Annotated in this window: 16 protein-coding genes; 10 read left to right on the top strand and 6 right to left on the bottom strand. The window is 61.8% G+C overall.

The window, feature by feature from the left end:
• Window positions 1-71: 71 nt before the first annotated feature.
• Genes cobJ through cobG form a run of 4 tightly spaced genes read right to left on the bottom strand, consistent with a single transcriptional unit; the run spans window position 72 to window position 4,348 of the window.
• A complete protein-coding gene (cobJ, locus tag ACKZ62_RS25570; protein WP_447096979.1) occupies window positions 72-1,709 on the bottom strand; it encodes a precorrin-3B C(17)-methyltransferase in 1,638 nt (545 codons plus the stop codon).
• Complete coding sequence (locus ACKZ62_RS25575) at window positions 1,709-2,440, bottom strand: precorrin-2 C(20)-methyltransferase (protein ID WP_032890609.1); 732 nt, start codon at window positions 2,438-2,440, stop codon at window positions 1,709-1,711. The genes cobJ and ACKZ62_RS25575 overlap by 1 nt, the downstream gene beginning before the upstream one ends.
• On the bottom strand, window positions 2,440-3,066 hold the full coding sequence (locus ACKZ62_RS25580; RefSeq protein WP_032890608.1) for a precorrin-8X methylmutase: 627 nt from the start codon (window positions 3,064-3,066) through the stop codon (window positions 2,440-2,442). Before ACKZ62_RS25580 ends, ACKZ62_RS25575 begins: the two co-directional genes overlap by 1 nt.
• Window positions 3,059-4,348 carry a precorrin-3B synthase gene (gene cobG, locus ACKZ62_RS25585; RefSeq protein WP_081797847.1) on the bottom strand — a complete coding sequence of 430 codons (1,290 nt, stop codon included), beginning with the start codon at window positions 4,346-4,348 and terminating at the stop codon, window positions 3,059-3,061. Before cobG ends, ACKZ62_RS25580 begins: the two co-directional genes overlap by 8 nt.
• Before the next feature lie 95 nt (window positions 4,349-4,443).
• On the opposite strand from cobG, the gene cbiE reads away from it, so the two are divergent.
• Both cbiE and ACKZ62_RS25595 read left to right on the top strand, forming a co-directional pair.
• Entirely contained in the window at window positions 4,444-5,649 is a 1,206-nt protein-coding gene (gene cbiE, locus ACKZ62_RS25590) for a precorrin-6y C5,15-methyltransferase (decarboxylating) subunit CbiE (protein ID WP_122756672.1), read from the top strand.
• Entirely contained in the window at window positions 5,646-6,365 is a 720-nt protein-coding gene (locus tag ACKZ62_RS25595; protein WP_447096002.1) for a cobalt-precorrin-6A reductase, read from the top strand. Before cbiE ends, ACKZ62_RS25595 begins: the two co-directional genes overlap by 4 nt.
• A gap of 119 nt (window positions 6,366-6,484) precedes the next feature.
• On the opposite strand, the gene ACKZ62_RS25600 is transcribed toward ACKZ62_RS25595, so the two are convergent.
• Window positions 6,485-6,736: a DUF6124 family protein gene (locus ACKZ62_RS25600; protein ID WP_032890602.1), complete on the bottom strand. Its 252-nt coding sequence runs from the start codon at window positions 6,734-6,736 to the stop codon at window positions 6,485-6,487.
• A gap of 525 nt (window positions 6,737-7,261) precedes the next feature.
• Between ACKZ62_RS25600 and ACKZ62_RS25605 the strand changes: the two genes are divergently transcribed.
• The 7 genes from ACKZ62_RS25605 (at window position 7,262) to ACKZ62_RS25635 (ending at window position 12,934) form a co-directional block, all read left to right on the top strand.
• Entirely contained in the window at window positions 7,262-7,561 is a 300-nt protein-coding gene (locus ACKZ62_RS25605; RefSeq protein ID WP_032890654.1) for a type II toxin-antitoxin system RelE/ParE family toxin, read from the top strand.
• A 3-nt stretch (window positions 7,562-7,564) separates the two neighbouring features.
• A complete protein-coding gene (locus tag ACKZ62_RS25610) occupies window positions 7,565-7,855 on the top strand; it encodes an addiction module antidote protein (protein WP_032890601.1) in 291 nt (96 codons plus the stop codon).
• A gap of 97 nt (window positions 7,856-7,952) precedes the next feature.
• On the top strand, window positions 7,953-8,348 hold the full coding sequence (locus tag ACKZ62_RS25615; protein ID WP_095186039.1) for a DUF2946 domain-containing protein: 396 nt from the start codon (window positions 7,953-7,955) through the stop codon (window positions 8,346-8,348).
• A 47-nt stretch (window positions 8,349-8,395) separates the two neighbouring features.
• On the top strand, window positions 8,396-8,878 hold the full coding sequence (locus ACKZ62_RS25620) for a copper chaperone PCu(A)C (protein ID WP_032890598.1): 483 nt from the start codon (window positions 8,396-8,398) through the stop codon (window positions 8,876-8,878).
• A gap of 11 nt (window positions 8,879-8,889) precedes the next feature.
• The gene (locus ACKZ62_RS25625; RefSeq protein ID WP_095186040.1) at window positions 8,890-9,303 is read left to right on the top strand and encodes a DUF2946 domain-containing protein; all 414 of its coding nucleotides are present in this window, start codon (window positions 8,890-8,892) and stop codon (window positions 9,301-9,303) included.
• Window positions 9,304-9,396: 93 nt separating this feature from the next.
• Window positions 9,397-11,463, top strand: coding sequence for a TonB-dependent copper receptor (locus tag ACKZ62_RS25630; protein ID WP_447096003.1), 2,067 nt, complete (start codon window positions 9,397-9,399; stop codon window positions 11,461-11,463).
• An 88-nt stretch (window positions 11,464-11,551) separates the two neighbouring features.
• Window positions 11,552-12,934 (top strand): PepSY-associated TM helix domain-containing protein, encoded by a 1,383-nt coding sequence (locus ACKZ62_RS25635; protein WP_447096004.1) that lies wholly within the window; start codon window positions 11,552-11,554, stop codon window positions 12,932-12,934.
• Window positions 12,935-13,132: 198 nt separating this feature from the next.
• Here ACKZ62_RS25635 and ACKZ62_RS25640 read toward each other — a convergent pair whose 3' ends face one another.
• Window positions 13,133-20,380, bottom strand: coding sequence for a DUF4329 domain-containing protein (locus ACKZ62_RS25640; RefSeq protein WP_447096005.1), 7,248 nt, complete (start codon window positions 20,378-20,380; stop codon window positions 13,133-13,135).
• 245 nt (window positions 20,381-20,625) lie between these two features.
• Between ACKZ62_RS25640 and urtA the strand changes: the two genes are divergently transcribed.
• The gene (gene urtA, locus ACKZ62_RS25645; RefSeq protein ID WP_447096006.1) at window positions 20,626-21,891 is read left to right on the top strand and encodes an urea ABC transporter substrate-binding protein; all 1,266 of its coding nucleotides are present in this window, start codon (window positions 20,626-20,628) and stop codon (window positions 21,889-21,891) included.
• The last annotated feature ends 79 nt before the right edge of the window (window positions 21,892-21,970 follow it).

The following is a 21,970-nucleotide window of genomic DNA, read 5'->3' on the forward strand; positions in this document are numbered from 1 at the left end:
AGAAAAAGCCCCGAACAACAGCAGAACAATCACTGCGTCATTCGGAGCTTTCCAGCAGCCAACAGGCCGTTTCAGGAGACGGGTTTTTCGCCGTACCAGCGAGGCGTATATACCCACTCACCACCACCGGCACGGGGGAATGTGCAGGTGGTGGACGAGCCGATCAGCACCATGGTGCGCATGTCCACTTGGTCAGGCGTGAGTTGCCCAAGGGTGGTGACACGCAATGTCTGGCCCGGCCGGCCGATATCGCGGCCCAGCACCACCGGTGTTTGCGGCGTACGGTGCAGCGCGACGATTTCCAGGGCGCGGCCCAACTGCCACGGGCGTGACCGCGAGATCGGGTTATAGAACGCCAGGGCCAGGTCGGCCTGGGAAGCCAGATCCAGGCGTTTCTCGATGATCGACCACGGCTTGAGGTTGTCCGACAGCGACATGACGCAGAAATCATGGCCCAACGGCGCACCCGCCTGAGCTGCGGTGGCCAGAGAGGCCGAGACGCCGGGCAGGATCTCCAGGTAGACCTGATGCCAGGCCGGATCGCTGGACTCGTGCAACGCCTCGATCACCGCCGCCGCCATGGCGAACACGCCAGGGTCACCGGACGACACCACCACCACCGAACGCCCTTGAGCGGCCAGCTCGAAGGCATGGCGCGCACGCTGCATTTCTTCGCGATTGTCGGTGCAGTGCTGAACCTGGTCGTCGCGAAATGGCCCGGCCATGCGCACGTAGGTTTCATAGCCCAGCACATCGGTGCAACGTGCCAGTTCGGCTTTCACCGCCGGCACCATCAATTCGGCGGCGCCGGGGCCCAGGCCGATCACGGCAAGGCGGCCACGCGGGCGACCAACGCGCGACAGGTCCAACGGCTGCTCGGCAACGTCAATCACGATGTCGGCATCCTGGATAACGCTGCTGAAACGCAACGGCACTCCCAATGCCGATGCGGCTTCATGCAGCGACGCCTCGGCCATCTGCGTGTCGCTGGCCAGCAGGCACGCCAGGGATTGCACGGCGATGCCGGCATCATGCAAAGCCCCTCGCACTCGCGCAGCCAAATCAGCACCCGGCTTGCAGGTGACAGATACCGTCTTCGGATAGATCAGCAATTCATTGGCCGCCGGCACGCGCTCGGCAGTGCCCACGTGAATCGCCAAACGCGCTTGCTGGTCTTGCGGCAAATTCGCTTGATCCAGCCACGGCGCCGCGCCTTCGATACGCACGCGTTCGCCGGCCAGCAGGTCGGACACGAAGCGCTTGCCCAGCTCCAGATCCGCCAGTTCATAACCCGCAGGCGGGTTGAGCAAACAAGTGCCGAAACGCAGCTCACCACTGGTGGTGATTGCAGCCGCCACGTTGAGTGCGGCCGCGATGTCCCGCGCCATTACGTTCACACCGCCCAGGCCACCGAGCAACGGCACCACAGCGCTGCCATCTTCCGCCACGGCCAGCACGGCAGGTTCTTCGCCTTTTTCCAGCAGCAGCGGCGCCAGGGTGCGGATCACGATACCTGCGGCGCACAGGGCAATCAGCGGCGTGCCTTGCTGATACAACTGACGCAAGGTGGCGCCGAATTCGCTGTAAGCCTGGTCCGCACCTTCAACCCGTCCGGCCAAGCCGTGGATCACTGCGCCGGGGTACACCTGCTGGATCTTGCGCGCGGTCGCCAGGCTGCCCTGGCCGAGGATAACAATTGCCGGATTTATCACCCTTGCCACCGTTCACCGGGCACGATGATCAGCGAGAAGTACGGTGAAGACGACGGGTCAACCTGATCCAGTGGCACGATCTTCTGGTTGGCCATGGTGGCGCGCTCCACATACAACGCGCGCTCGGCCAGGCCGAGTTCTTCCAACACTTGGCGCACCTTGGGGAAGTTGCGGCCCAGTTTCATGATCACCGCCGCGTCGGCATCCGCCAGGCGGCGCTTGAGGTCTTCATGGGGCAGCACACCCGAGAGCACCGACAGGCTCTGGTTGCGGTACACCAACGGCGCGCCCAGCACGGACGCGCCACCGAGCATCGAGCACACCCCCGGAATGACCTGCGCTTCGTAGCGCTCGGCCAAACGGTCGTGCAGGTACATGTAGGAACCGTAGAAGAACGGATCGCCTTCGCAGATCACCGCCACATCGCGGCCGGCGTCCAGGTGCGCGGCCACGTCGATGCTGGCGGTGTCGTAGAAATCGCTGATCACTTGCTCGTAGGACAGCGGCGCCGGCAGTGCCTCGGTGGTCACCGGGTACACCAGCGGCATCAGGGTCTGTTGCGGCACCAAGTGGTCCTCGATGATGCCGAACGCGTTGCCCTTCTTGCCCTTGGCGACGAAGTACGCCACCACTGGCGATTCACGCAGCAGGCGCAGGGCCTTGAGGGTGATCAGCTCCGGGTCGCCGGGGCCGACGCCCAGGCCGATCAAACGTCCGCGTGCCTGCATTATTCGACCTCCGTGGCGAGTGCATTGACCGCCGCAGCGGCCATGGCGCTGCCGCCCAGGCGGCCTTGCATGATCACGAACGGCACACCACGGCTGTCAGCGGCCAGCATCGCCTTGGATTCGGCAGCACCGACAAAACCCACGGGGAAACCGAGGATCAACGCCGGTTTCGGTGCGCCGGCGTCGAGCATTTCCAGCAGGTAGAACAACGCGGTCGGCGCGTTGCCGATCACCACCACGCTGCCTTCCAGGTGCGGGCGCCACAGCTCCAGGGCAGCGGCGGAACGGGTGTTGCCCAGCTCGCGCGCCAGTTGCGGCACGCTGTCATCGCGTAGGGTGCAGATCACCTCGTTGTTGGCCGGCAGGCGCGCGCGGGTCACGCCTTCGGAGACCATCCGCGCATCACACAGAATCGGCGCGCCAGCGGCCAGCGCATCGCGCCCGGCCTTGCCGGCGCCTTCGGAGAATTGCAGGCCGTCGATGGCGTCGACCATGCCGCAGGCATGAATCACCCGCACCGCGAGTTTTTCCAAATCAGCCGGGATACGGTCCAACTTGGCTTCCGCGCGAATAATGGCGAAGGAGTTGCGATAGATCTCCTGACCGTCGCGGATGTAATCAATCATCGATGTTGCTCCGTGGACGAGCGCGCAACAGGGCGCTCGCCGCTTCAATGGAAAGAGTGCGCGCGTGCAGCCGGCCGAAACCTGGGTAGGCTGCATCGCGAAAATAGAGGTCGTAGTGGCCGGGGCTCACCGCCAGCAAGGTGACCGGCGCAGTGTGCGCGGCGGCGCAGGAGCGCGGGCAGCCGGTCAGGTGCACGTCATGGTCGAGTTGCTGCGCAGCCAGTTGCAGGGCATCGGCCTTGGTATCGGCCAGGGCCTTGGCGCAGCCGCTGGAACCGGTGCAGGCGGTCAGGCGCGCCAGCGGTTGGTCGATGGTGCAAAGAAAGCCCAACTGCGCCAAGCGCTCGGTCACGGCGTGAGGTTTTTCGACGTTAGGCAACAGCACGCCTTGCCAGGGGGTGAAGCGCAAGGTGCCGTCGCCATAGTCGCGGGCGAGTTGTGCGGCGCCCTTGAGCATCGTCGAATCCAGGCGACCCAAGGGCGCGATAGCAGCGACATAGAACTGATTTTTTTGAGGCTGTGGATAAGTACCAAGGTGCAGTAAAGCGCCACTGGGCGGGCGTTTGAAGCCATCGGTCGGCAGCAGCGGCAGGCGCAGATGGCTCAGTAAGTTATCCACAGGCAAATGGCGCATGCGTGTTTGTTCTGGGGTGGCCAGGTCGAGAAAGGCTTCCAGCACGGCCACCACCAGCGCGTGGCCCTGATCCAATGGCACAGCTGCCAATGGCGCATCCAGGCCCGGACAGCCGGCCAGACCGAACGCGAGCAGCGTCTCGCCATCGCGTAGGAACGCCGACAGCCACAGATCGTGATGATGTTCGAGCATCGCCAGATCCTCACCGCCATCCAACTGCACGGCGAACTTGGCCGACAACTCATGGAAACGCGGGTGGTTTTGCAGGGTGGCGAGGATCTGCTCGGCCAGCGGGCGGGTGTCGAACAGCATCTGCGGGTCGATGCCGGCGCTGGGGCTGAGCATCAGATTGCGCACATCGTCACCGGCGGCGTTGCTCGGGCCGAGGCCTGCGGCCAGCAGCATGGCAATCAGCGCATCCTGCTCGGCGCCGATCCCGCGTATTTGCAGATTGGCGCGGTTAGTAGCCTCGATCACCCCGCCGGCATAGGCCTGGGCGGCATCGGCCACAGCGTCGGCTTGGGCTGAGGTGATCGAACCACCGGCCAATTTGATCCGGCAGATACCGCCATCCAAGGCCTGGACGATACGCAGCAACCCCGGACAAGCCGAGGGGCGCAAGGTATTCAGAGCGGGCGTTGGGTTCACGGGGCTACCGGTTCACAGGTAAAGGCGCGGTATTATGCCTGCTTTGTCCGGCGGCATGAAAAGCCTGCCCGTCGGATGTCGCTCAAGGAATGGATATGTCGCCCTGGCTGACGGTTGTAGGCATCGGTGAAGACGGCTTCAAGGGCCTGGGCAGAAATGCCCGGCATGCCCTGCTGCGCGCCACGCGGATTATAGGTGCTCAGCGCCAGTTGGACCTGTTGCCGGTGTGTATTCGCGGCGAGCGCCAAGTGTGGCCGAGCCCGTTTTCCCTTGAGCCGGTGCTGACGCAGCGCGGTACGCCTGTGTGTGTGCTGGCCAGCGGCGATCCGATGTTCTATGGCGTGGGGGCCAGTCTGGCGCGGCAGGTCGCGGCTGAAGAACTGCTGATTTTACCGGCGCCGTCGTCGGTGTCGTTGGCGGCAGCGCGGCTGGGCTGGCCGTTGCAGGAAGTGGTGACGTTATCCGTGGTGGCCCGACCGTTGGCGGCGATCAATGCGCATCTGGCCACAGGGGTGCGGTTGCTGGTGTTGAGCAATGACGGCAGCAGTCCTGCGTTGATTGCTTCGTTGCTGGCTGAGTCCGGGTTTGGGCCCAGCCGGTTGAGCGTGTTTGAACACCTGGGCGGTGTCGACGAGCGGCGCATCGATGGCTTGGCTGATGATTGGCAACACGCGCGCGTCGCTGATTTGAACCTGATCGCCATCGACTGCCTGGCCTGCAGCGACACACCGCGTCTGTCGCGCCTCGCTGGCCTGCCCGATTCCGCCTTCCACCACGACGGCCAACTGACCAAACGCGATGTGCGCGCCATGACCCTCGCCCGCCTCGCCCCGATGCCCGGCGAACTGCTGTGGGACGTGGGCGCGGGCAGCGGCTCCATCGGTATCGAATGGATGCGCGCTCACCCGAGCTGCCGCGCATTGGCGATTGAAGCCGATGCAGGCCGCCAGGGCCTTATAGAACACAACCGCGACGCCCTCGGCGTGCCCGGTCTGCAACTGATTCGCGGCAAAGCGCCGGACGCCTTGCATGGTCTGGAGGCACCGGACGCCATCTTCATCGGCGGCGGTGTCACCCGCGACGGCGTGCTCGACACCTGCTGGCAACACCTGCGCCCCGGCGGTCGGCTCGTCGCCAACGCCGTGACCCTGCAAAGTGAAATGACCCTGATGAACTGGCGCGCTCAACATGGCGGCGAACTGACGCGCATCCACGTCGCTCAGGCCCAGCCGCTGGGTGAATTCGATACGTGGCGGCAGGCGCTTCCGATCACCCTGCTGGAAGTGGTCAAGCCGCGATGAAACGGATTCTGCTGTTGGGTGGTGTGACCGAAGCGCTCGCCATCGCTCGCACGTTGGGCGCGGAGCATATCTACAGCCTGGCGGGCGTGGGCCGTGTGCCAACGGATCTCGCCTGCCAAGTGCGTGTCGGCGGTTATGGCGGCGCCGAAGGATTGGCGCAATTTGTTCGCGACGAACAGATCAGCCTGATCCTCGACGCGACCCATCCGTATGCGGCGCAGATCAGCCGCAATGCCGCCGAGGCGGCAAAGGTGTGCGGTGTGCCGTGCTGGGCATTACGTCGCCCGGCGTGGCAACCGCAGGCCGGTGACGATTGGCGTGAGGTGAGTGACTGGGCCGAGTTGATTACGGCGTTGAAACCCTTCAAGCGCCCGCTGTTCACTTTGGGCCGCGAGCCGTTGCAGCATCTTGATGAAATCCCCGCCGACCAGTTCTGGACGCTGCGCGCGCTGGATGTGTATCCGGGCAATGAGCGGTGTGAAGTGATCGGTGCCCGTGGACCGTTTTTGATTGACGACGAGCGGGTGTTGTTTGAACGGCGTGGGATTGATGTGCTGATCAGCAAAAACAGTGGCAGCACGGCCACCGAGCCGAAGTTGGAAGTGGCGCGCGAGCGTGGAGTGCCGGTGTTGGTGTTGAAGCGGCCGGTGTTGGCGGCGGTGGACCGGGAGTTCCCAACGGTGGCGGCGGCACTGCAGGCAATCCACTCGCCTTGAACACCGAAGTTCAAATGTGGGAGGGGGCTTGCTCCCGATTGCAGTAGATCAGCCAATAAATCAGTGACTGACACACCGCAATCGGGAGCAAGCCCCCTCCCACATTTTGAACTGCATTGTTAGCTGCTTGCGGCGGACACCTGCCCAACGCCGCTGTGTACACGATCAGCCAACAACTGCGCCAGCTCAATCAACTGCGCAACGCCCAGCAACTCCTCTCGTTTTCGACCTTCCAGATCAAACGCCAAGTCACAACTCAGCGCGTTAGCCGAGGCGAGTGTTTCGCTGAGGTTGACCAACAGGTCTTCTGTGCTGATGCCATCGGCCACGGTGAAGAGCCGGACGGGGGGATTTGGGGTGGGCTTGATCATTTGTGAAGCTCCGGAGAAGTAAAAGGAGCTGCCATTGATCGCCGCGACGCGATGGGGGTGGCAGCTGTACGCAGGTTCGCGGACCGATTCTCCAGAACACCGGCATACCCGAAGGTATCCCACGCACAGCCGCCATAGCGCCGCACAGTAGACGATAAAAAAGCGCCAACTGAAAGGAGACAATGACGCTTTTGCGTCTGAAGAAATCCGGGCCGCGACGCCCGTCCGCTGCGTTTGCAGCGGTGCGCGAAGACTAGAGACCGAGTGTCCTAGGGACAACCTCAAATCCCTGTCGGAAATTTCTGCTTGTACGAATAACCAGCCAAACGACTAGCTATTTGGCCTCCCTCCAAAAAGTCGATTCCCCCTACAAACACTTCCGAACCAGCTGGCTGGCTCAGCCAAAAGCCCCCGCCCTAACCTCCACCCTCGCGGTTTTGGGTTAACTCCCCGCGAGGGGGCACGCCGTTTCGACAACGTGTCACAGCTTGCCATTTTGTATCCTGAGGAATACGATCCGTGACAATTGAGTTCAATGAAACCACTGAGTTTGTCAAATGGTTGGAAGCAGTTCGGGACCCGTTCGTAAAAGTTCGCGTGATCAAGAGAGTGCGAATGGCTGAAGCCGGAAATTTTGGTGACTGCGAGTCAGTGGGGGATAGCGTGTTTGAAATGCGGATCCATTACGGCCCAGGGTATCGCGTTTACTTCACCCGCCGAGACGAGGTGGTTTATCTGTTACTAATCGGCGGTGACAAATCAACACAGAGCAGAGACATCAAACGTGCAAAGCAAATCGCAATAAATTTTGGTAGCGAGGAATAAATTATGAGCGAGTCCTTTACCCGCTTCGATGCGGCAAAATATCTGAAAACCCCTCTGGAGATGGCTGCATATTTAGAGACCTGCTTTGAGGATGATGCTGGTGATGGTCTATTGATTCGTACCGCTCTCAACGATATCGCCCGCGCCCAAGGCATGACTCAGGTAGCCCGCGACGCCGGCCTCGGAAGAGAAAGTTTGTACAAAGCCCTCTCCAGCAATGGCAATCCCGAGTTCGCGACTATCATGAAAGTCATGAAGGCTTTGGGCCTCAAGCTTCACGCCACAGCGATCTGATAGCACTGCGACACCAAACCACACCACCGCTTTTTACTTATCCCCACCGATCAGGCTAAATACCCGCCTGATCGTTTAACCCTACGGATTGTCCGCCATGGCCCGTCAACGCTTTGCAATTGCCTGGATCGCCTGCCTTGCAGTGCTGTTCAATGCGTTTGCCATGCCGATGGCCAGTGCGATGCAGCAGGCGGATGACCCGGTCAAGCAATTGCTCTGGGGCAGTTTCTGTTCTTCCAATGGTGCAAGTCTCAAGACCATCGCCCTGGGCAAGCTGGAGATTCCGGCGCCGCAGCAGGATGATCATTCCACCATGCAGCATTGCTGGTGTTGCTCAGGTTCGGCGCCGTTGGTGGCCTTGCCAGGGCATGTGCCCCAGTTGTATGTCACGCGGTTCGATGCGTTCCAGAATCTGCCGTCGTCTTCGCCCCAGCAACCCACCCCGCGCCAGCAATGGCCGAGCCTCAACCCCCGCGCGTCTCCAACGGTCTGATTGTCTTCGCAAGTGAACTGCGTTTAGAACCGTTCTGGAGAACTGCCATGCTCAAATCTTCCCTGCTCCTGGCCGCGTTGTTGCTGCCGGTGTTCAGTGCCGCCAATGCCGAGGACTACAAAGCCGGCGACTTGCTGGTCAGCGATCCCTGGTCCCAGGAATTGCCACCCAATGCACCCACCGTCGCTGCGTATTTCGTGATTCACAACACCGGTGCTGAGCCGGATCGCCTGGTCGGCGTCGCCACGCCGGTGGCCGAGAAGGCCGAGTTGCATGAGCATGTGATGCAGGGTGACTTGATGAAGATGCAACAAGTACCGAGCGTCACCGTGCCAGCCAAAGGTGACCTGACCTTCGCGCCCATGGCCTATCACGTGATGCTGCTGGGTCTCAAAGACCGCAGCCTGTTGGCCGATGGCAAGCAATTCCCCCTGATCCTGACCTTTGAAAAAGCCGGCAAGGTCGAGGTGGAAGTGTCCGTACAGAAAGTACCGCCGATGGCCGGCCACGAGCATAAGCACGCTCAATAGGCCAACACTCGATGGGCGCCCCTCGCGCCAGGCTCTCTCCACACCACCGCGTGAAGCGCGGCAGTTGGATCAGCCTGTTTGCCATGCTGATGATCTTTATCGGTCCGCTGATTTCCCAAGCGATGCCGATGGATCATCACGCCGGTATGTCGATGTCGATGCCAATGAGCATGTCCATGGACATGCCGGGCGAGCATGGCGAATCCCATCACCCTAAAGCCCCCGACGAACATCACGCGCTCTGGGCCAAGTGCGGTTACTGCGACCTGCTGTTCAGTTGCCCCGCCCTGCCCGGCAGCGTCTCCTACGTCACCCTCAACACCCCGCCGCCGGCCAATGCGCTCACCCCCGCTACGCGCCTGGGTCATGCCCGGCAGAGCATCTTCCCCGGCGCCCGCAGCCGTGCGCCGCCCATCGCCTCGTAAACCCTAAGCACCGTTACTTCACCCCGGCCGACTTTAGACAGACAGCCGCAGGCTGCTGGCCGTGTTGTTTACGATTGATTGATGGAATTTGTCATGTCCAGGTTTTCTGCTGACACCCGTTTGGGATGTACCCCTGTGCTCGCCGTTTTATGCGGCGCCCTGCTGACGACTCAGGCCCATGCCGAAGAGCATGAACATGAACTGAGCCCCACTGTGATCACCGCGATTGCGCCCAGCTCCCCCCTGACCGTAGTCACGAACCCGAAAGACCCGCGCCAACCGGTGCCCGCCAGCGATGGTGGCGACTACCTCAAGACCATCCCCGGCTTCGCCCTGGTGCGCAATGGCGGCACCAATGGCGACCCGGTGCTGCGTGGCATGTTCGGCTCGCGCCTGAATATCCTCACCAACGGCAGCATGATGCTCGGCGCCTGCCCAGGCCGCATGGACGCACCCACTTCGTATATTTCCCCGGAAACCTACGACACCCTCACGGTGATCAAAGGCCCGCAAACCGTACTCTGGGGGCCAGGCGCCTCGGCCGGTACGATCTTGTTCGACCGCGAGCCCGAGCACTTCGGCGAACTGGGCACACGGCTCAACGCGAGTGTGCTGGCAGGCTCCAATGGGCGTTTCGACAAGGTCATCGATGCCGCTGCCGGTGGGCCGCTGGGCTATGTGCGGGTGATCGGCAACCAGGCCCATGCCGACGATTACAAAGACGGCAACCACGACACCGTTGCTTCGCGCTACGACAAGTGGAACGGCGACGTGGCCGTGGGTTTCACCCCCGACGCGGACACCCTGCTGGAACTCACCGCCGGCCGTGGCGACGGCGAGGCGCGCTACGCCGGACGCGGCATGGACGGTTCACAGTTCCTGCGCGAAAGCCTCGGGCTGCGTTTCGAGAAGTCCAATATCGGTGAGGTGCTGGATAAGGTCGAGGCACAGGTCTACTACAACTACGCCGACCATGTGATGGACAACTACAGCCTGCGCACGCCGTCGGGCACCGGGATGATGGCCGGGCCGATGGCCTCCAACGTTGACCGTCGAACCCTCGGTGCGCGGATCAAGGCCACTTGGCGCTGGGCCGATCTGCAGTTGATCGGCGGCCTGGATGCGCAGACCAATGAACACCGCCAACGCAGCAGCATGGGCATCGACACCTACAAAGAGTTGCCCAAGGTCAAGGACGCCAACTTCCACAACTACGGCGTGTTCGGCGAACTGACCTGGTACGCCGCCGACCGCGATCGACTGATCACCGGCGCACGTCTGGACCGCGCCTCGGCCAAGGACTTCCGGCAAACCACCGGCTCCGGGATGAGTGCACGCGCCAACCCGACCGCCGACGACACCCGCGCCGATACCCTGCCCTCGGGCTTTATGCGCTACGAGCACGACCTGGCCGACAGCCCCACCACCCTCTACGCCGGCCTGGGCCACTCGCAACGCTTCCCGGATTACTGGGAGTTGTTCTCTCCCAACACTGGTGCGGTCGGTTCGGTGAATGCCTTCGACGGCGTGAAACCGGAGAAGACCACCCAACTCGACTTCGGCGCGCAATACAAAGCAGACGACCTCGAAGCCTGGGCTTCTGGCTACATCGGGCAAGTGCGTGACTTCATCCTGTTCGACTACCGGCCGGGCATGATGGGCACCACCTCCCAGGCCCGCAACGTCGATGCTCGCATCATGGGCGGTGAAGTGGGCGCGGCGTACAAGCTGACCCGTCATTGGAAAGCCGACGCGACCCTCGCCTACGCCTGGGGCAAGAACAGCAGCGACGGCAAGGCCCTGCCACAAATGCCGCCCCTGGATGCACGCGTGGGCCTGACCTACAGCGAAGACGACTGGAGTGCGGGCGCGCTGTGGCGAGTGGTCGCCGCGCAGAACCGTATCGATCAGAACAAGGGCAACGTGGTCGGCAAGGACTACGACAAGAGCAGCGGCTTTGGCGTGTTCTCGCTGAACGGCGCCTATCGCATCACAAAAAACGTCAAGGTCAGCACCGGCGTCGACAACCTGTTCGGCAAGTCCTACGCCGAGCATTTGAACCTCGCGGGCAATGCCGGCTTCGGCTACCCGGCCAACGACCCGCAAGCCATCAAGGAGCCGGGGCGAACCCTCTGGACTAAAGTCGACATGAGTTTCTAAAGCACCGCAGTAGGAGTCGGCCTTACCGACAGCGGGGTTGCCTGGCAGCCCCACACCTAAGATCTATAGCCTTGCGGAGCACTACCTGATGAAGACTCAAAAAATCTCTTTCTACAACCTGGCCTGGCGCTGGCATTTCTACGCTGGCCTCTTTGTCACCCCCTTCATGGTGCTGCTGGCCGTGACCGGCATCATCTACCTGTTCAAACCCCAACTCGACCCGCTGATGTACGGCAACCTGCTGACCGTACCCGCAGCCGAACACGCCTTGAGCGCCGACGAACAATTGATGCGCGCCCAACGCGCTTACCCCAAAGGCACGATCAGCAAATACCTGCCGCCGGCCGACGCCACCAGCAGCGCGCAGTTTGTGATGCACAACGAGGGTCGCGAAGTGACGGTGTTCGTCGACCCTTATCGCGGCACCGTACTCGGTGAGCAGGACGCAACCTACAACCTGCAAGCCATCGCTCGTGCACTGCACGGTGAACTGATGATCGGTACCACCGGCGACCGCCTCATAGAACTCGCCGCCGGGTGGGGCGTGATGTTGGTCGTGTCCGGTGTGTATTTGTGGTGGCCGCGTGGCAAGTCTTCAGCGGGGGTGCTGTGGCCACGCCTGGGCAGTCGCGGCCGGGTGTTCTGGCGCGACCTGCACGCGGTCGCCGGGTTCTGGGGCGCGGCTTTTTTGCTGGTGATGCTGCTCAGCGGCATGACGTGGACAGGCTTCTGGGGCAAGCAGTACGCGGGGCTGTGGAATACCTTCCCAGCGGCGATGTGGAACAACGTGCCGCAGTCCGACCAGCAGGCGCGAGTGCTCAACACTGCGGCCCAACAGACCGTGCCCTGGGCCATGGAAAATACGCCGATGCCCATGTCCGGCGACCACGCCGAACACATGAACCACGGCGCCATGCACGCAGGCCCGGCCGCGCCGACCATCCGCCTGCAACAGGTGGTGGATTTGGCCTCCGCACGCAAGGTCGAGCCAGGCTACAGCATCACCTTCCCCACCACCGCCACCGGCGTGTTCACCGTCGCGGTGTTCGCCAACGACCCGCGCAACGACGCCACTCTGCATGTGGACCAATACACCGGCAAAGTCCTCGCCGATGTGCGCTGGGAGCACTACAACTGGGTAGCGCGGACCACCGAGACCGGCGTGATGCTGCACGAAGGCAAGATGTTCGGCTGGGTCAACCAACTGATCGTGCTGGTGATCTGCCTGATGATTTTGCTGAGCGCCGTCAGTGGCGTGGTGATCTGGTGGAAGCGCAGGCCCCAGGGCGGCCTGGGGGTGCCGCCGTTGCGCCACGACCTGCCGAAGTGGAAAACCGCGATGGTGATCATGCTGGGCCTGGCGATCATTTTCCCGCTGGTGGGCGCTTCGCTGATCGTCGTATGGGCCTTGGATCGTCTGGTGCTGTCGCGTTTTTTTGGCCCGCGTGAGTCCGCCCCAGGTTCTGCATGAACCCGGCGAGGACCCAAGACAGAGGCCTTCTTTAGCCTTGCGCGACTCTCGTCCCGCAGCGGATAAGCGCTAGCTCATCACACGTTCTGCATCATCGTTGCTCGCCGCTCATCGCGGCGAGCAACCCTCCAAGCGGATCAAACGACCGATCACCCAGTACCTTGCCAGCGGCCTGATGCACACGCGCTGAGCACGGGGTTACAGCTCATCACGGTCACGCAGTTGAAGCGGTTCGTCGACCAAGGGTTCGTCGTTTCCCACCTCTTTGCGACGGTCCTTTAGCACCTCGGAAATCAGCCCCTCGTTATGCCAGTAGCCATCCCGATCGAGTACCGACAGTTGACCGACTCCAGCCAATCGCCTGAAAAACTCAACAGACGTGAGACTGGCCGCAGACGTCATCAGCTCATTTTCCGGGGATGAAAGCCCCAACACGTATTTCAACAGCGCGCCCCCCCGAGTCATCAGGTAAAAGTTCGTCGTAGAGCGTGACTGAGCCTTGAGAATGCGGATGCAATAAGCCAGGAATGTCGGTTCGATAAAGTTGCTGTTCAGCGAATCATCCTCGGACCCCGCACTCTCGACGGGCGCCGTGTCCCGGTAGGCCAACTGCGCACCCACCACCCGGTACAAGTCCGGAAAATCCGGGTAAGGTACCGGCCCGCTCGCTGGCGGCGACATTGGCTGCACAGGCCCCGAAGGCCCGGTGTAAAACAGGCGGAACAGGCGCGTCGCATCCAGCCCCGGCCACAGCGGCAAGGTGGTGATGAACGATGAGTCGTTCGGGTTGGCCAGGACCGCGGCGACATAGTTATGGCCCTGGATTGCCGACAGCCGACGTTGAACGTAGCGGGCGGCATCGTCTGGGTGGGAAAACAACGGACCGCAACCCATCGGGTAATCGAAGAATCCTTCTCCCGTTCCCGGCTGCCAGCCGGACGTGATTCGTCGCGTACCCGCCCAGACCGATCCCTCGACCAGGACATCAAGGTTGCCGAGTCCAGCCAGCTCATGCACATAGTCAAGCAGCGTGATCTTGCCCTCGTGCAGTTGCTGGCGAAGCCTCGGGAAATGGCTGCGATCGTCCAGCGCCTCGTCCGTTTGCAGGTATTGATACCTGAGCAACGCCCCCTCCGGGCAGGACAGGTACAGCGATAGCTGCTTGCCCTTCACACCATGGCGGGCGAAGCGAATGCCATTGTCGATGACCATGGGCGAATGAATCATTTGCCCATGGGGGTCGTGCCCCGGTGTCAGTGTTTCAAGGGCCGCACATAGATAGATACCTTCCAGGACATAACCCTGGGGCAGCAGGCCGCTTGGAAACACCTGCTCGAACTTCCAATAACTGCTACGCACCAGCGGCATCGTCACCATGTACTGCTCTTTGCGCGCGTCCTTGAACACGTAGCCGAACTGCAACGCGGGCCCGTACTGACAGCGTTCATGGGCATAACGCACAGCCGCCCGCTCTTGGGCAAATACCGGACTGAAGGCAGGATCCGCCAGGGCGTTTTCGATCTGAGCCCCAGGCAAGCGAAACGCTTTGGGAACAAACCCCTGAAGTAAACGCGGCGGCCCCCAGACCTCGCTGCCTTCCACAACGCGCAAGCGCCCCGCCTTGCTCAAGCGCTGGACAAACGCTTCTGGCGTGAGCTCTCCTGCGCGGATCTGTTGCTCAAGCGTGTTCTCCAGGCGGTCCTCCCGCACCAGATTCAGGGGCGCCAAATCGTCTTTCAACGCCGCTTCCAGCAACGAGTTGCTGCGGCTGTAACTGATGATGCTGCCGTCGGCGCCGAACAGGTACTCACGGCTCAGGGTGGCATGGGCAGTGGTCAGCACAGCACTGATCACCCGGGTCGAGAGCATATTGCGGTAGATGTCACGTTGCGTGGCATCCAGGGTAAACGGCAGTTCGCGCCCAGGGCTTGAACGGTAGCGCGCCACCAGGGTATGGGCCGCGGGAAAGCCGCCAACCGCTACCATCTCATCAGGGAAAATCCAGGTGTGCTCGAAGTCTTCGCGGGGCACGCTGACCGGTTCAGTGGCAACGAACAGACCGTCAGGACGCTTGAGAATCAGGCCGCCGAACAGCCGCCTTCCATTGACAGCCTGAATGCGAGAATGGGCATACCGCGCCGCGTCATCCTGCTCGTTGAACACTGGCCCCAGACGGCGGCGAATAAAGTGGGCGTAGGGTCGCCAGCGCGAAGATTCCTTGCTCACCGCGCCCCGGCGGTCCCAGCATTGACTGGAGTACAGCACCGTCAAATCACCGGTTTGCGCCATCAACGTCACATAGCGGCGAATATCCAGAGTGCCGCTGCGCAGGCTCATCCCCTGCACGCTGACTTCGCCGCCATTCTCGCCGCCACTGAACAGCGAGGTCTTGGCCGGCTGATAGCGCAATAGCGCGCCCTCAAGCGTCGACAGATAAACCGGTAACACGTCGCCGGTATCCGCGCCCAGCAAATGACGGGCATCTTTCTCGGCCCGTTGCAGCAATTGCGGAGTCGCGAAAAAGCGGGTCAACCAGGCTTCAGAAGAACTCACGCCGCTGGGCAACCATTGCTGGGAATAGAGCATCCCGGCCACCACGAAACCATGAGCGAAATCCCCTCCTTCAAGATAAGGCGCGCCGAGCGATGCGTTACTTAACCGCCCCTCAGACGCCTGCGGAGCCAGCTCGCTGACCACGTATTCATTTTTTTGCGGGTGCTTGAGCAAGTAAGCCGTATACCCCTGAGCCTCCAGGCTGCGCCCATGGCCACGCTTATGGGCATTGATCGCCGCAGCGTCCAGGGTGGTGAAAATGGCGCTCAACGACGGCGTTTGCGGGGCTACCTGAGCGTATTCGAAATTTGGCGTCCAGTCGTCATAGACTCGCAGGCGCGGCCCCCACAACCGTGTATGGCTGAGCACCCGCAGTTCGCCTGCGTCCGCCAGGCGGATCACGATATCTTGCGGTTTGAGCGCACCGCGTTCCAGGCGAAGACGGTAGCTATCAACCCCCGGCGTTTGACGGGTATTGGCCAGTACCAACGCTTCCTTTTGTGAGCCGCTGGGGATGTAACAGATCAGGTTGTTGGGCGTTCCGCTCAAGTACGCCGGAAGCCCGGACTGGATCACCGAACGGATTTCCTGATCGGCGAACATCGTGACGGTGATCTCAAGATCGGTCAGTGTCCAACCCAGACGGCGCCAACGTTCCAAGTCAGCTTGGGACAGCGGTGGATGGGAACTGTAGCGCCCACAAATGACATGCTCGGCGGGCGGTACGACTAACCCATTGTCGGACGATGACAGCAGCAAGTCTGCGGCAAAGCCATTGCCCTGGAAACGTACCGGTTCGGTGAACGTGAAGCGCTGGTCAGGACGCCGCAGGATGTAGCCGCCATACCCCGCATCACGCCGTATGCCGATGCGCTCGTGGGCGTGCCGCGCGGCATCGTCGGCACTCAGGAAGGTTGCATCGACGCTATCACGCTTGGCCGTACCCAATGGCAGGACTTCACTGTCATACACCACCCCTCGCTCGGTCCAAAGCTGGCCTGTCTGGCGTACCGTCAGCTCGCCCGCACGAATAACGCGACGCACAAACGCCCGGGGAGACAACGAACCGTCCATCAACGCTGCCTGGTTACCGTTATCCGTCACCGTGCCGTCAATGGCCACATTGAACAGTTCAGTGGCCGCCTTGGCTTCGGGCGCTTGCCATTGCAACAGCGCCCCGTCGTCGGTGTGCAAAAACAGCTTCAAGCCCATCTCGGCAATCTGCAGGCTCTGGGTGGCGGCCGCCTGATTCATCGCCGTGACCAGCAGTTGAGGGCTGACGAAACGCTTGTACAGCCAAGGTTCCGTGGCGGGTAACGGCGTGTCGGCCAAAGGCGCCGGGGAATAATAGAAGCCCACCACGCGATGATTGGAGGGCAGCCGGGGCTGGCCGTTGTTGCGTACCGGGAACAGCCCGGTCAACGCAGCGCCCAGGGCCGTGGGTTCGGTGGCGACATAGGTCGAAGCCGTCAGGTGCTTGAGGACAACCCCCTGATAGCCGGTCCGGGGCAAACCCGCCGAAAAGCTCAAGGCCACCAACACCGCCGCTTGCGCGGTACTGACGATCGGGGTGAAGAACGGTTGTGCCTGCGCAACCCCGTCGCTGCTGACTGGACTGCGCAAGGTCCAGTCCTGAGGCACCTTGCCGCGTACACCGCCCCACACGGGCGAGGGTACCAGCACGTGTAACTCGCCGGCTTTCGCCAACCGCCACACAGCGCCTTCGAACGCGGAGAATGGCACGACCGGCTCAGTGCCTGTCAGTTGAGCCTTGAGGCTTGTCTCCTCGGCCGAGCCGCTGCTCACATATTTGAGCAGCGAGTTGACCGTCCCAGACAGGTAATGCACGCGCGCAAAGTTACGATGGGTGATGACAAACACCTGGTCGGCGTTGGAATAAAAACTGTTGAACAGCTCAACCTGATCCGCGGTGAAACCGGGGTTGAATTGTCTTATCGAGCCTTCGTCGGCGGGATGGGAATGGTAGAGCGCATGGCACTCGTAAGGATGGGGCGCGATAAAGTTGCCCTCATCGTCCACTGCCAGGATCGTGCTGAAATCGAACAGCACCTGCTCACCGCTGGCCGGATGCGTGGCGAAGTAGCGGTTGCCGCGTTTGAGAATGAGCCCGCCATACTCTTTGTCACGCCGTGTGCCGATCTGGTTGTGTGCCCAGCGCGCAGCGTCATCGGGCTGAATGAAGGCCGGCCCCACCTTCACCTCCGGGACACCGGCAAACGGTCGCCACGCTGCGGTGACCACACCCGCGCGGTCCCACATGCTGTTGGTGGCGAGCACGGTCAGCTCACCGACGGCCGCGACCTGCCGGACATAGTCCTGGGGTGTGAGGCTGCCTGTGAGCAGCGCGTTATCGGCCTCAGGGCTGCTGCCGAAGCGTTCGACTTCTGCAGGCGAGAAGTTAAATCGGTAGCGCAACAGCGCACCATCTGCGGTTTGCTGATAGAGCCCAAGCGGCTGATCCGGCACCTGCAGGTTAGCGATAAGACCAGCCTGCTGTGCCGCGCTCCCCAAGCCCAACGGCGGAAAAAAGCTGCGGTACAACCAGGGTTGGTTCACCGCCACGCGGCCGTGTTCGGCAGGAGGGTCGCAGTAAAAACCAACAATGTGATGCTCGTCCGGCAGCAGGTAATTGCCGTCCGCATCCGTCGATAACAGGTGGCTCACATAAAAGCGTGGCTCGTCGAGGAGGTGGGCCTGGGTCGCGACGAATTCATCCTTGCCATCGCGCTTGAGGACCAGCCCAAGGCGCCAGGACGTCCTGGAGCCGGTGCCGAGCGCCACGCCCGCTTGAATGGCATCGCTGACCGTGGCGCAGACGTGGGACAACAGCGGCAACAACCCCGGCGCTGGCGCAGCGAACGCCTGATAGGGCTGCCAGTTCTGCGGAACCCCCCCCCGAGAGCCGCCCCACAACGGGTTGCTGGTGACAAAGCTCAACTCACCCACCGCGAGCATTTTTTTAACGTGACCCTCTATCGAGCCATCCGTCCCCCACGCTGCCTCGCTGACCTTGCCCAAAATCCAATTGGCGTATTGCGCCTCAGCGAACGACCCACTGGGGCGATAGCGCACCAGAGAATCATCGGGACCCGACAAGTAAGACAATGCAAAGTTGTGCTGATAGGTGATATCCCCAGCGGCATCCCATGGAGAAAAGAAATTCAGATAGACCTTCACCTGATGCTCGGACATCTTCGGGTTGGCACTGGCAACCTGTTCGTAATCCGCCGGATGGGAATGATAAAGCCCGGCGCGGCGGTAACCGGCAATCGGCAAGAAACTGCCATCCTCGCGGGTGCCGAGGACGTCGCGGATGTCAAACTCAAGCCCCTGACCACTGACCGGCTCTGTGGCAAAAAAATACCCTTGCAGGTTGCGCAGAATCACACCGCCGTACTCACGATCACGCCGTGCACCAATACGCCGGTGCGCCCACAACGCTGCGTCATCGGCATGAATAAAGGCCGGGCTCAACGCGGGCAGCGTCACCGATGTGCCGCCGGAGCCCGGCGTGGTGGTAGATGTGGGCTGTGTAACGGTCTTATCCGGCACCCAGTTCTCATCGACGACACCGGCCACACTCCACAATGCGCTGGTCTGCTCCACGCTCAGTTGCCCGGTGCTCGCCACCCGCCGTACAAAGTCGCGCGGGCTCATCTGGCCGCTCAACAGCGCGACGTCCAAACCGTCATCCACGACAGAGCCATCCGCCTCAACCTTGAAAAGTGCCGCTTCGGCACTGTTCAGGGAGCAGCGGTATTTGAGCAACGCTCGCCCCTGGGTACGGTAATAAATCGACACACCCAAGGCCTGATCCACCGTCTCCAGCGTGTGCGCCTGGTAGATGCCGAGCGCCAGCGCCCGTGGCGCGAAGAATGCCTGGTAGAGCTCTGGCTCCTGGACGGGGAGCACGGTCGCCGGTGGCGTTGGCCCCAGGTAGAAACCCGCAACCCCATAATCGGCGGGCAATGCGAACTTGCCCTCGCGATTGGGGAACAGTTGCCGCAAGAAAGGCTGGTGAGGGTCGAGGGTCCTGCCGACAGTGGCGATATAGGCCTCCTTGTCGCGAGCCTTGAGCAACACGCCGCCAGCACCACCGCCGGCGAGGGCCGAGCGAATGGCCTTGGTAGCTTGATCGAAGACGGCGGTAAACAAGGGCAACTCGGTCAACGTGGAGGAACTGAAGGGTTCGAACACCACCCAGTTCGCCGGCACCTTACCGAAAGAACCGCCCCACAGTGCAGTAGGCACAATCAGGCTCAGCTCGCCCAGCGTGGAGACCTTTTTCACAAACTCATTGAAGGGCCCATACACCCCCACCCGACTGCCGGCCGGTTTTCCCGCCCGCAGCCACAGTGCGAAGCTGCGCTCCGGGGACGAACCGCTGGGCGCGTAGCGAATCAGTGAGCCGTCCGGCCCCGATAGATACGCCGCCGGAAAGAATTCGCGATCATCCACATCGTGGCTGAAGTCCGAACCTGAAAAAAAACCGAGAAACGCCTTGGCCATTCGCTCGTCAAACGACGGATTGCGCTCGCGGATCAACGCGTGCTGGGCCGGGTGCGAATGGTAACTGGCGACGCAGGTGTAGCCCCTGGGTTGCTGGTAATAACCTTGGGCGCTGATGCCCAGAACGTTGAGCAGATCGAACTGCATGCCATCCCCTGGCACCGGATCGGTGGCGAAGTATTTACCGGCGGGGTTTTTCAGGATGACGCCGCCGTACTCGCGGTCGCGGCGGTCGCCGATTTTCCGATGGGCCCAGTAGGCGGCGTCGGCCTCATGCACAAACGCCGGGCTTAACGGCGGCAAGCGCGACGCTCCCCTCCCGGCACCGGCAGCGCGTTCCTGGCGTGATAATCGAATAGCCATACACATTCCTTTTGACTGAGTGTTGGCGGCCATTCTTGTATCTCTGTGAAGGCGTCGAGCGGTAAGTAGTTAGCCCGCACCGTTAGCGTGCGCCAGCGCGCACATCATCCGGCTCAAAGCCCCGATCTGGTGCGCGAAATCCTGGGCAAAACGTCAAGCACGCGTGAATGCATCGCGACAGCACTGATAGGCACAGCCCTTGCAATTGCTCCCACATAACAACATTGACCTATGGAGACCGCACCATGAAGCGTCGCAGCTTGATCAAGGCTTTCACCCTGTCGGCATCCATTGCCGCCATGGGCATGACCTGGACTATCCAGGCCGCCGAGACCATTAAGGTCGGCATCCTGCATTCGCTGTCCGGGACCATGGCCATCTCGGAAACGTCCCTCAAGGACATGGCGCTGATGACCATCGACGAGATCAACGCAAAGGGTGGGGTGAACGGCAAGATGCTTGAACCGGTGGTCGTGGACCCAGCCTCGAACTGGCCGCTGTTCGCCGAAAAAGGCCGCCAGTTGCTGACCCAGGACAAGGTCGCGGTGGTGTTCGGTTGCTGGACGTCGGTGTCGCGTAAATCGGTGTTGCCAGTGTTCGAAGAACTCAATGGCCTGCTGTTCTACCCGGTGCAATACGAAGGTGAAGAGATGTCGCCCAACGTGTTCTACACCGGTGCGGCGCCGAACCAGCAAGCGATCCCGGCGGTGGAATACCTGATGAGCGAAGAAGGCGGCAGCGCCAAGCGCTTCTTCCTGCTGGGCACCGACTACGTGTACCCGCGCACCACCAACAAGATCCTGCGCTCGTTCCTGCATTCCAAAGGCGTAGCGGATAAAGACATCGAAGAGGTCTACACCCCGTTCGGCCACGCCGACTACCAGACCATCGTTGCCAACATCAAAAAATTCTCCGGCGGCGGCAAGACCGCTGTGATCTCCACCGTGAATGGCGACTCCAACGTGCCGTTCTACAAGGAACTGGCCAACCAGGGCCTGAAAGCCACCGACGTACCGGTCGTGGCGTTCTCCGTGGGCGAAGAAGAACTGCGCGGCATCGACACCAAGCCGTTGGTGGGCAACCTCGCCGCGTGGAACTACTTCCAGTCGGTGGAGAACCCGGTCAACCAGAAATTCGTCGCAGACTGGAAAGCCTACGCCAAGAAACACAACCTGCCGGGCGCGGACAAAGCCGTGACCAACGACCCGATGGAAGCCACCTATGTGGGCATCCATATGTGGGCCCAGGCAGCAGAGAAAGCCAAGTCCACCGACGTCGACAAAGTACGTGAAGCCCTGGCCGGCCAGACCTTCGCCGCGCCGTCCGGCTTTACCCTGACCATGGACAAGACCAACCACCACCTGCACAAGCCGGTGATGATCGGTGAGATCCAGGCGGACGGGCAGTTCTCGGTGGTGTGGCAGACCCAGGAGCCGATCCGCGCCCAGCCGTGGAGCCCGTACATTCCTGGCAATGACAAAAAACCGGATCACGCTGTGAAGAGCAACTAAAGCCCTACTACAAGTCAAATGTGGGAGGGGGCTTGCCCCCGACGGCGGTGAGTCAGTGACGGAAGTATCACCTGACACT

The organism is Pseudomonas sivasensis (genome assembly GCF_052938085.1).

Coding starts and splice junctions, on each gene's coding strand:
- ACKZ62_RS25580 (WP_032890608.1), bottom strand. CDS start 3,066: ATGATTGATTACATCCGCGACGGTCAGGAGATCTATCGCAACTCCTTC.
- ACKZ62_RS25575 (WP_032890609.1), bottom strand. CDS start 2,440: ATGCAGGCACGCGGACGTTTGATCGGCCTGGGCGTCGGCCCCGGCGAC.
- ACKZ62_RS25625 (WP_095186040.1), top strand. CDS start 8,890: ATGGGCGCCCCTCGCGCCAGGCTCTCTCCACACCACCGCGTGAAGCGC.
- cbiE (WP_122756672.1), top strand. CDS start 4,444: ATGTCGCCCTGGCTGACGGTTGTAGGCATCGGTGAAGACGGCTTCAAG.
- ACKZ62_RS25600 (WP_032890602.1), bottom strand. CDS start 6,736: ATGATCAAGCCCACCCCAAATCCCCCCGTCCGGCTCTTCACCGTGGCC.
- ACKZ62_RS25630 (WP_447096003.1), top strand. CDS start 9,397: ATGTCCAGGTTTTCTGCTGACACCCGTTTGGGATGTACCCCTGTGCTC.
- ACKZ62_RS25595 (WP_447096002.1), top strand. CDS start 5,646: ATGAAACGGATTCTGCTGTTGGGTGGTGTGACCGAAGCGCTCGCCATC.
- ACKZ62_RS25635 (WP_447096004.1), top strand. CDS start 11,552: ATGAAGACTCAAAAAATCTCTTTCTACAACCTGGCCTGGCGCTGGCAT.
- ACKZ62_RS25620 (WP_032890598.1), top strand. CDS start 8,396: ATGCTCAAATCTTCCCTGCTCCTGGCCGCGTTGTTGCTGCCGGTGTTC.
- ACKZ62_RS25615 (WP_095186039.1), top strand. CDS start 7,953: ATGGCCCGTCAACGCTTTGCAATTGCCTGGATCGCCTGCCTTGCAGTG.
- urtA (WP_447096006.1), top strand. CDS start 20,626: ATGAAGCGTCGCAGCTTGATCAAGGCTTTCACCCTGTCGGCATCCATT.
- ACKZ62_RS25640 (WP_447096005.1), bottom strand. CDS start 20,380: ATGGCTATTCGATTATCACGCCAGGAACGCGCTGCCGGTGCCGGGAGG.
- ACKZ62_RS25610 (WP_032890601.1), top strand. CDS start 7,565: ATGAGCGAGTCCTTTACCCGCTTCGATGCGGCAAAATATCTGAAAACC.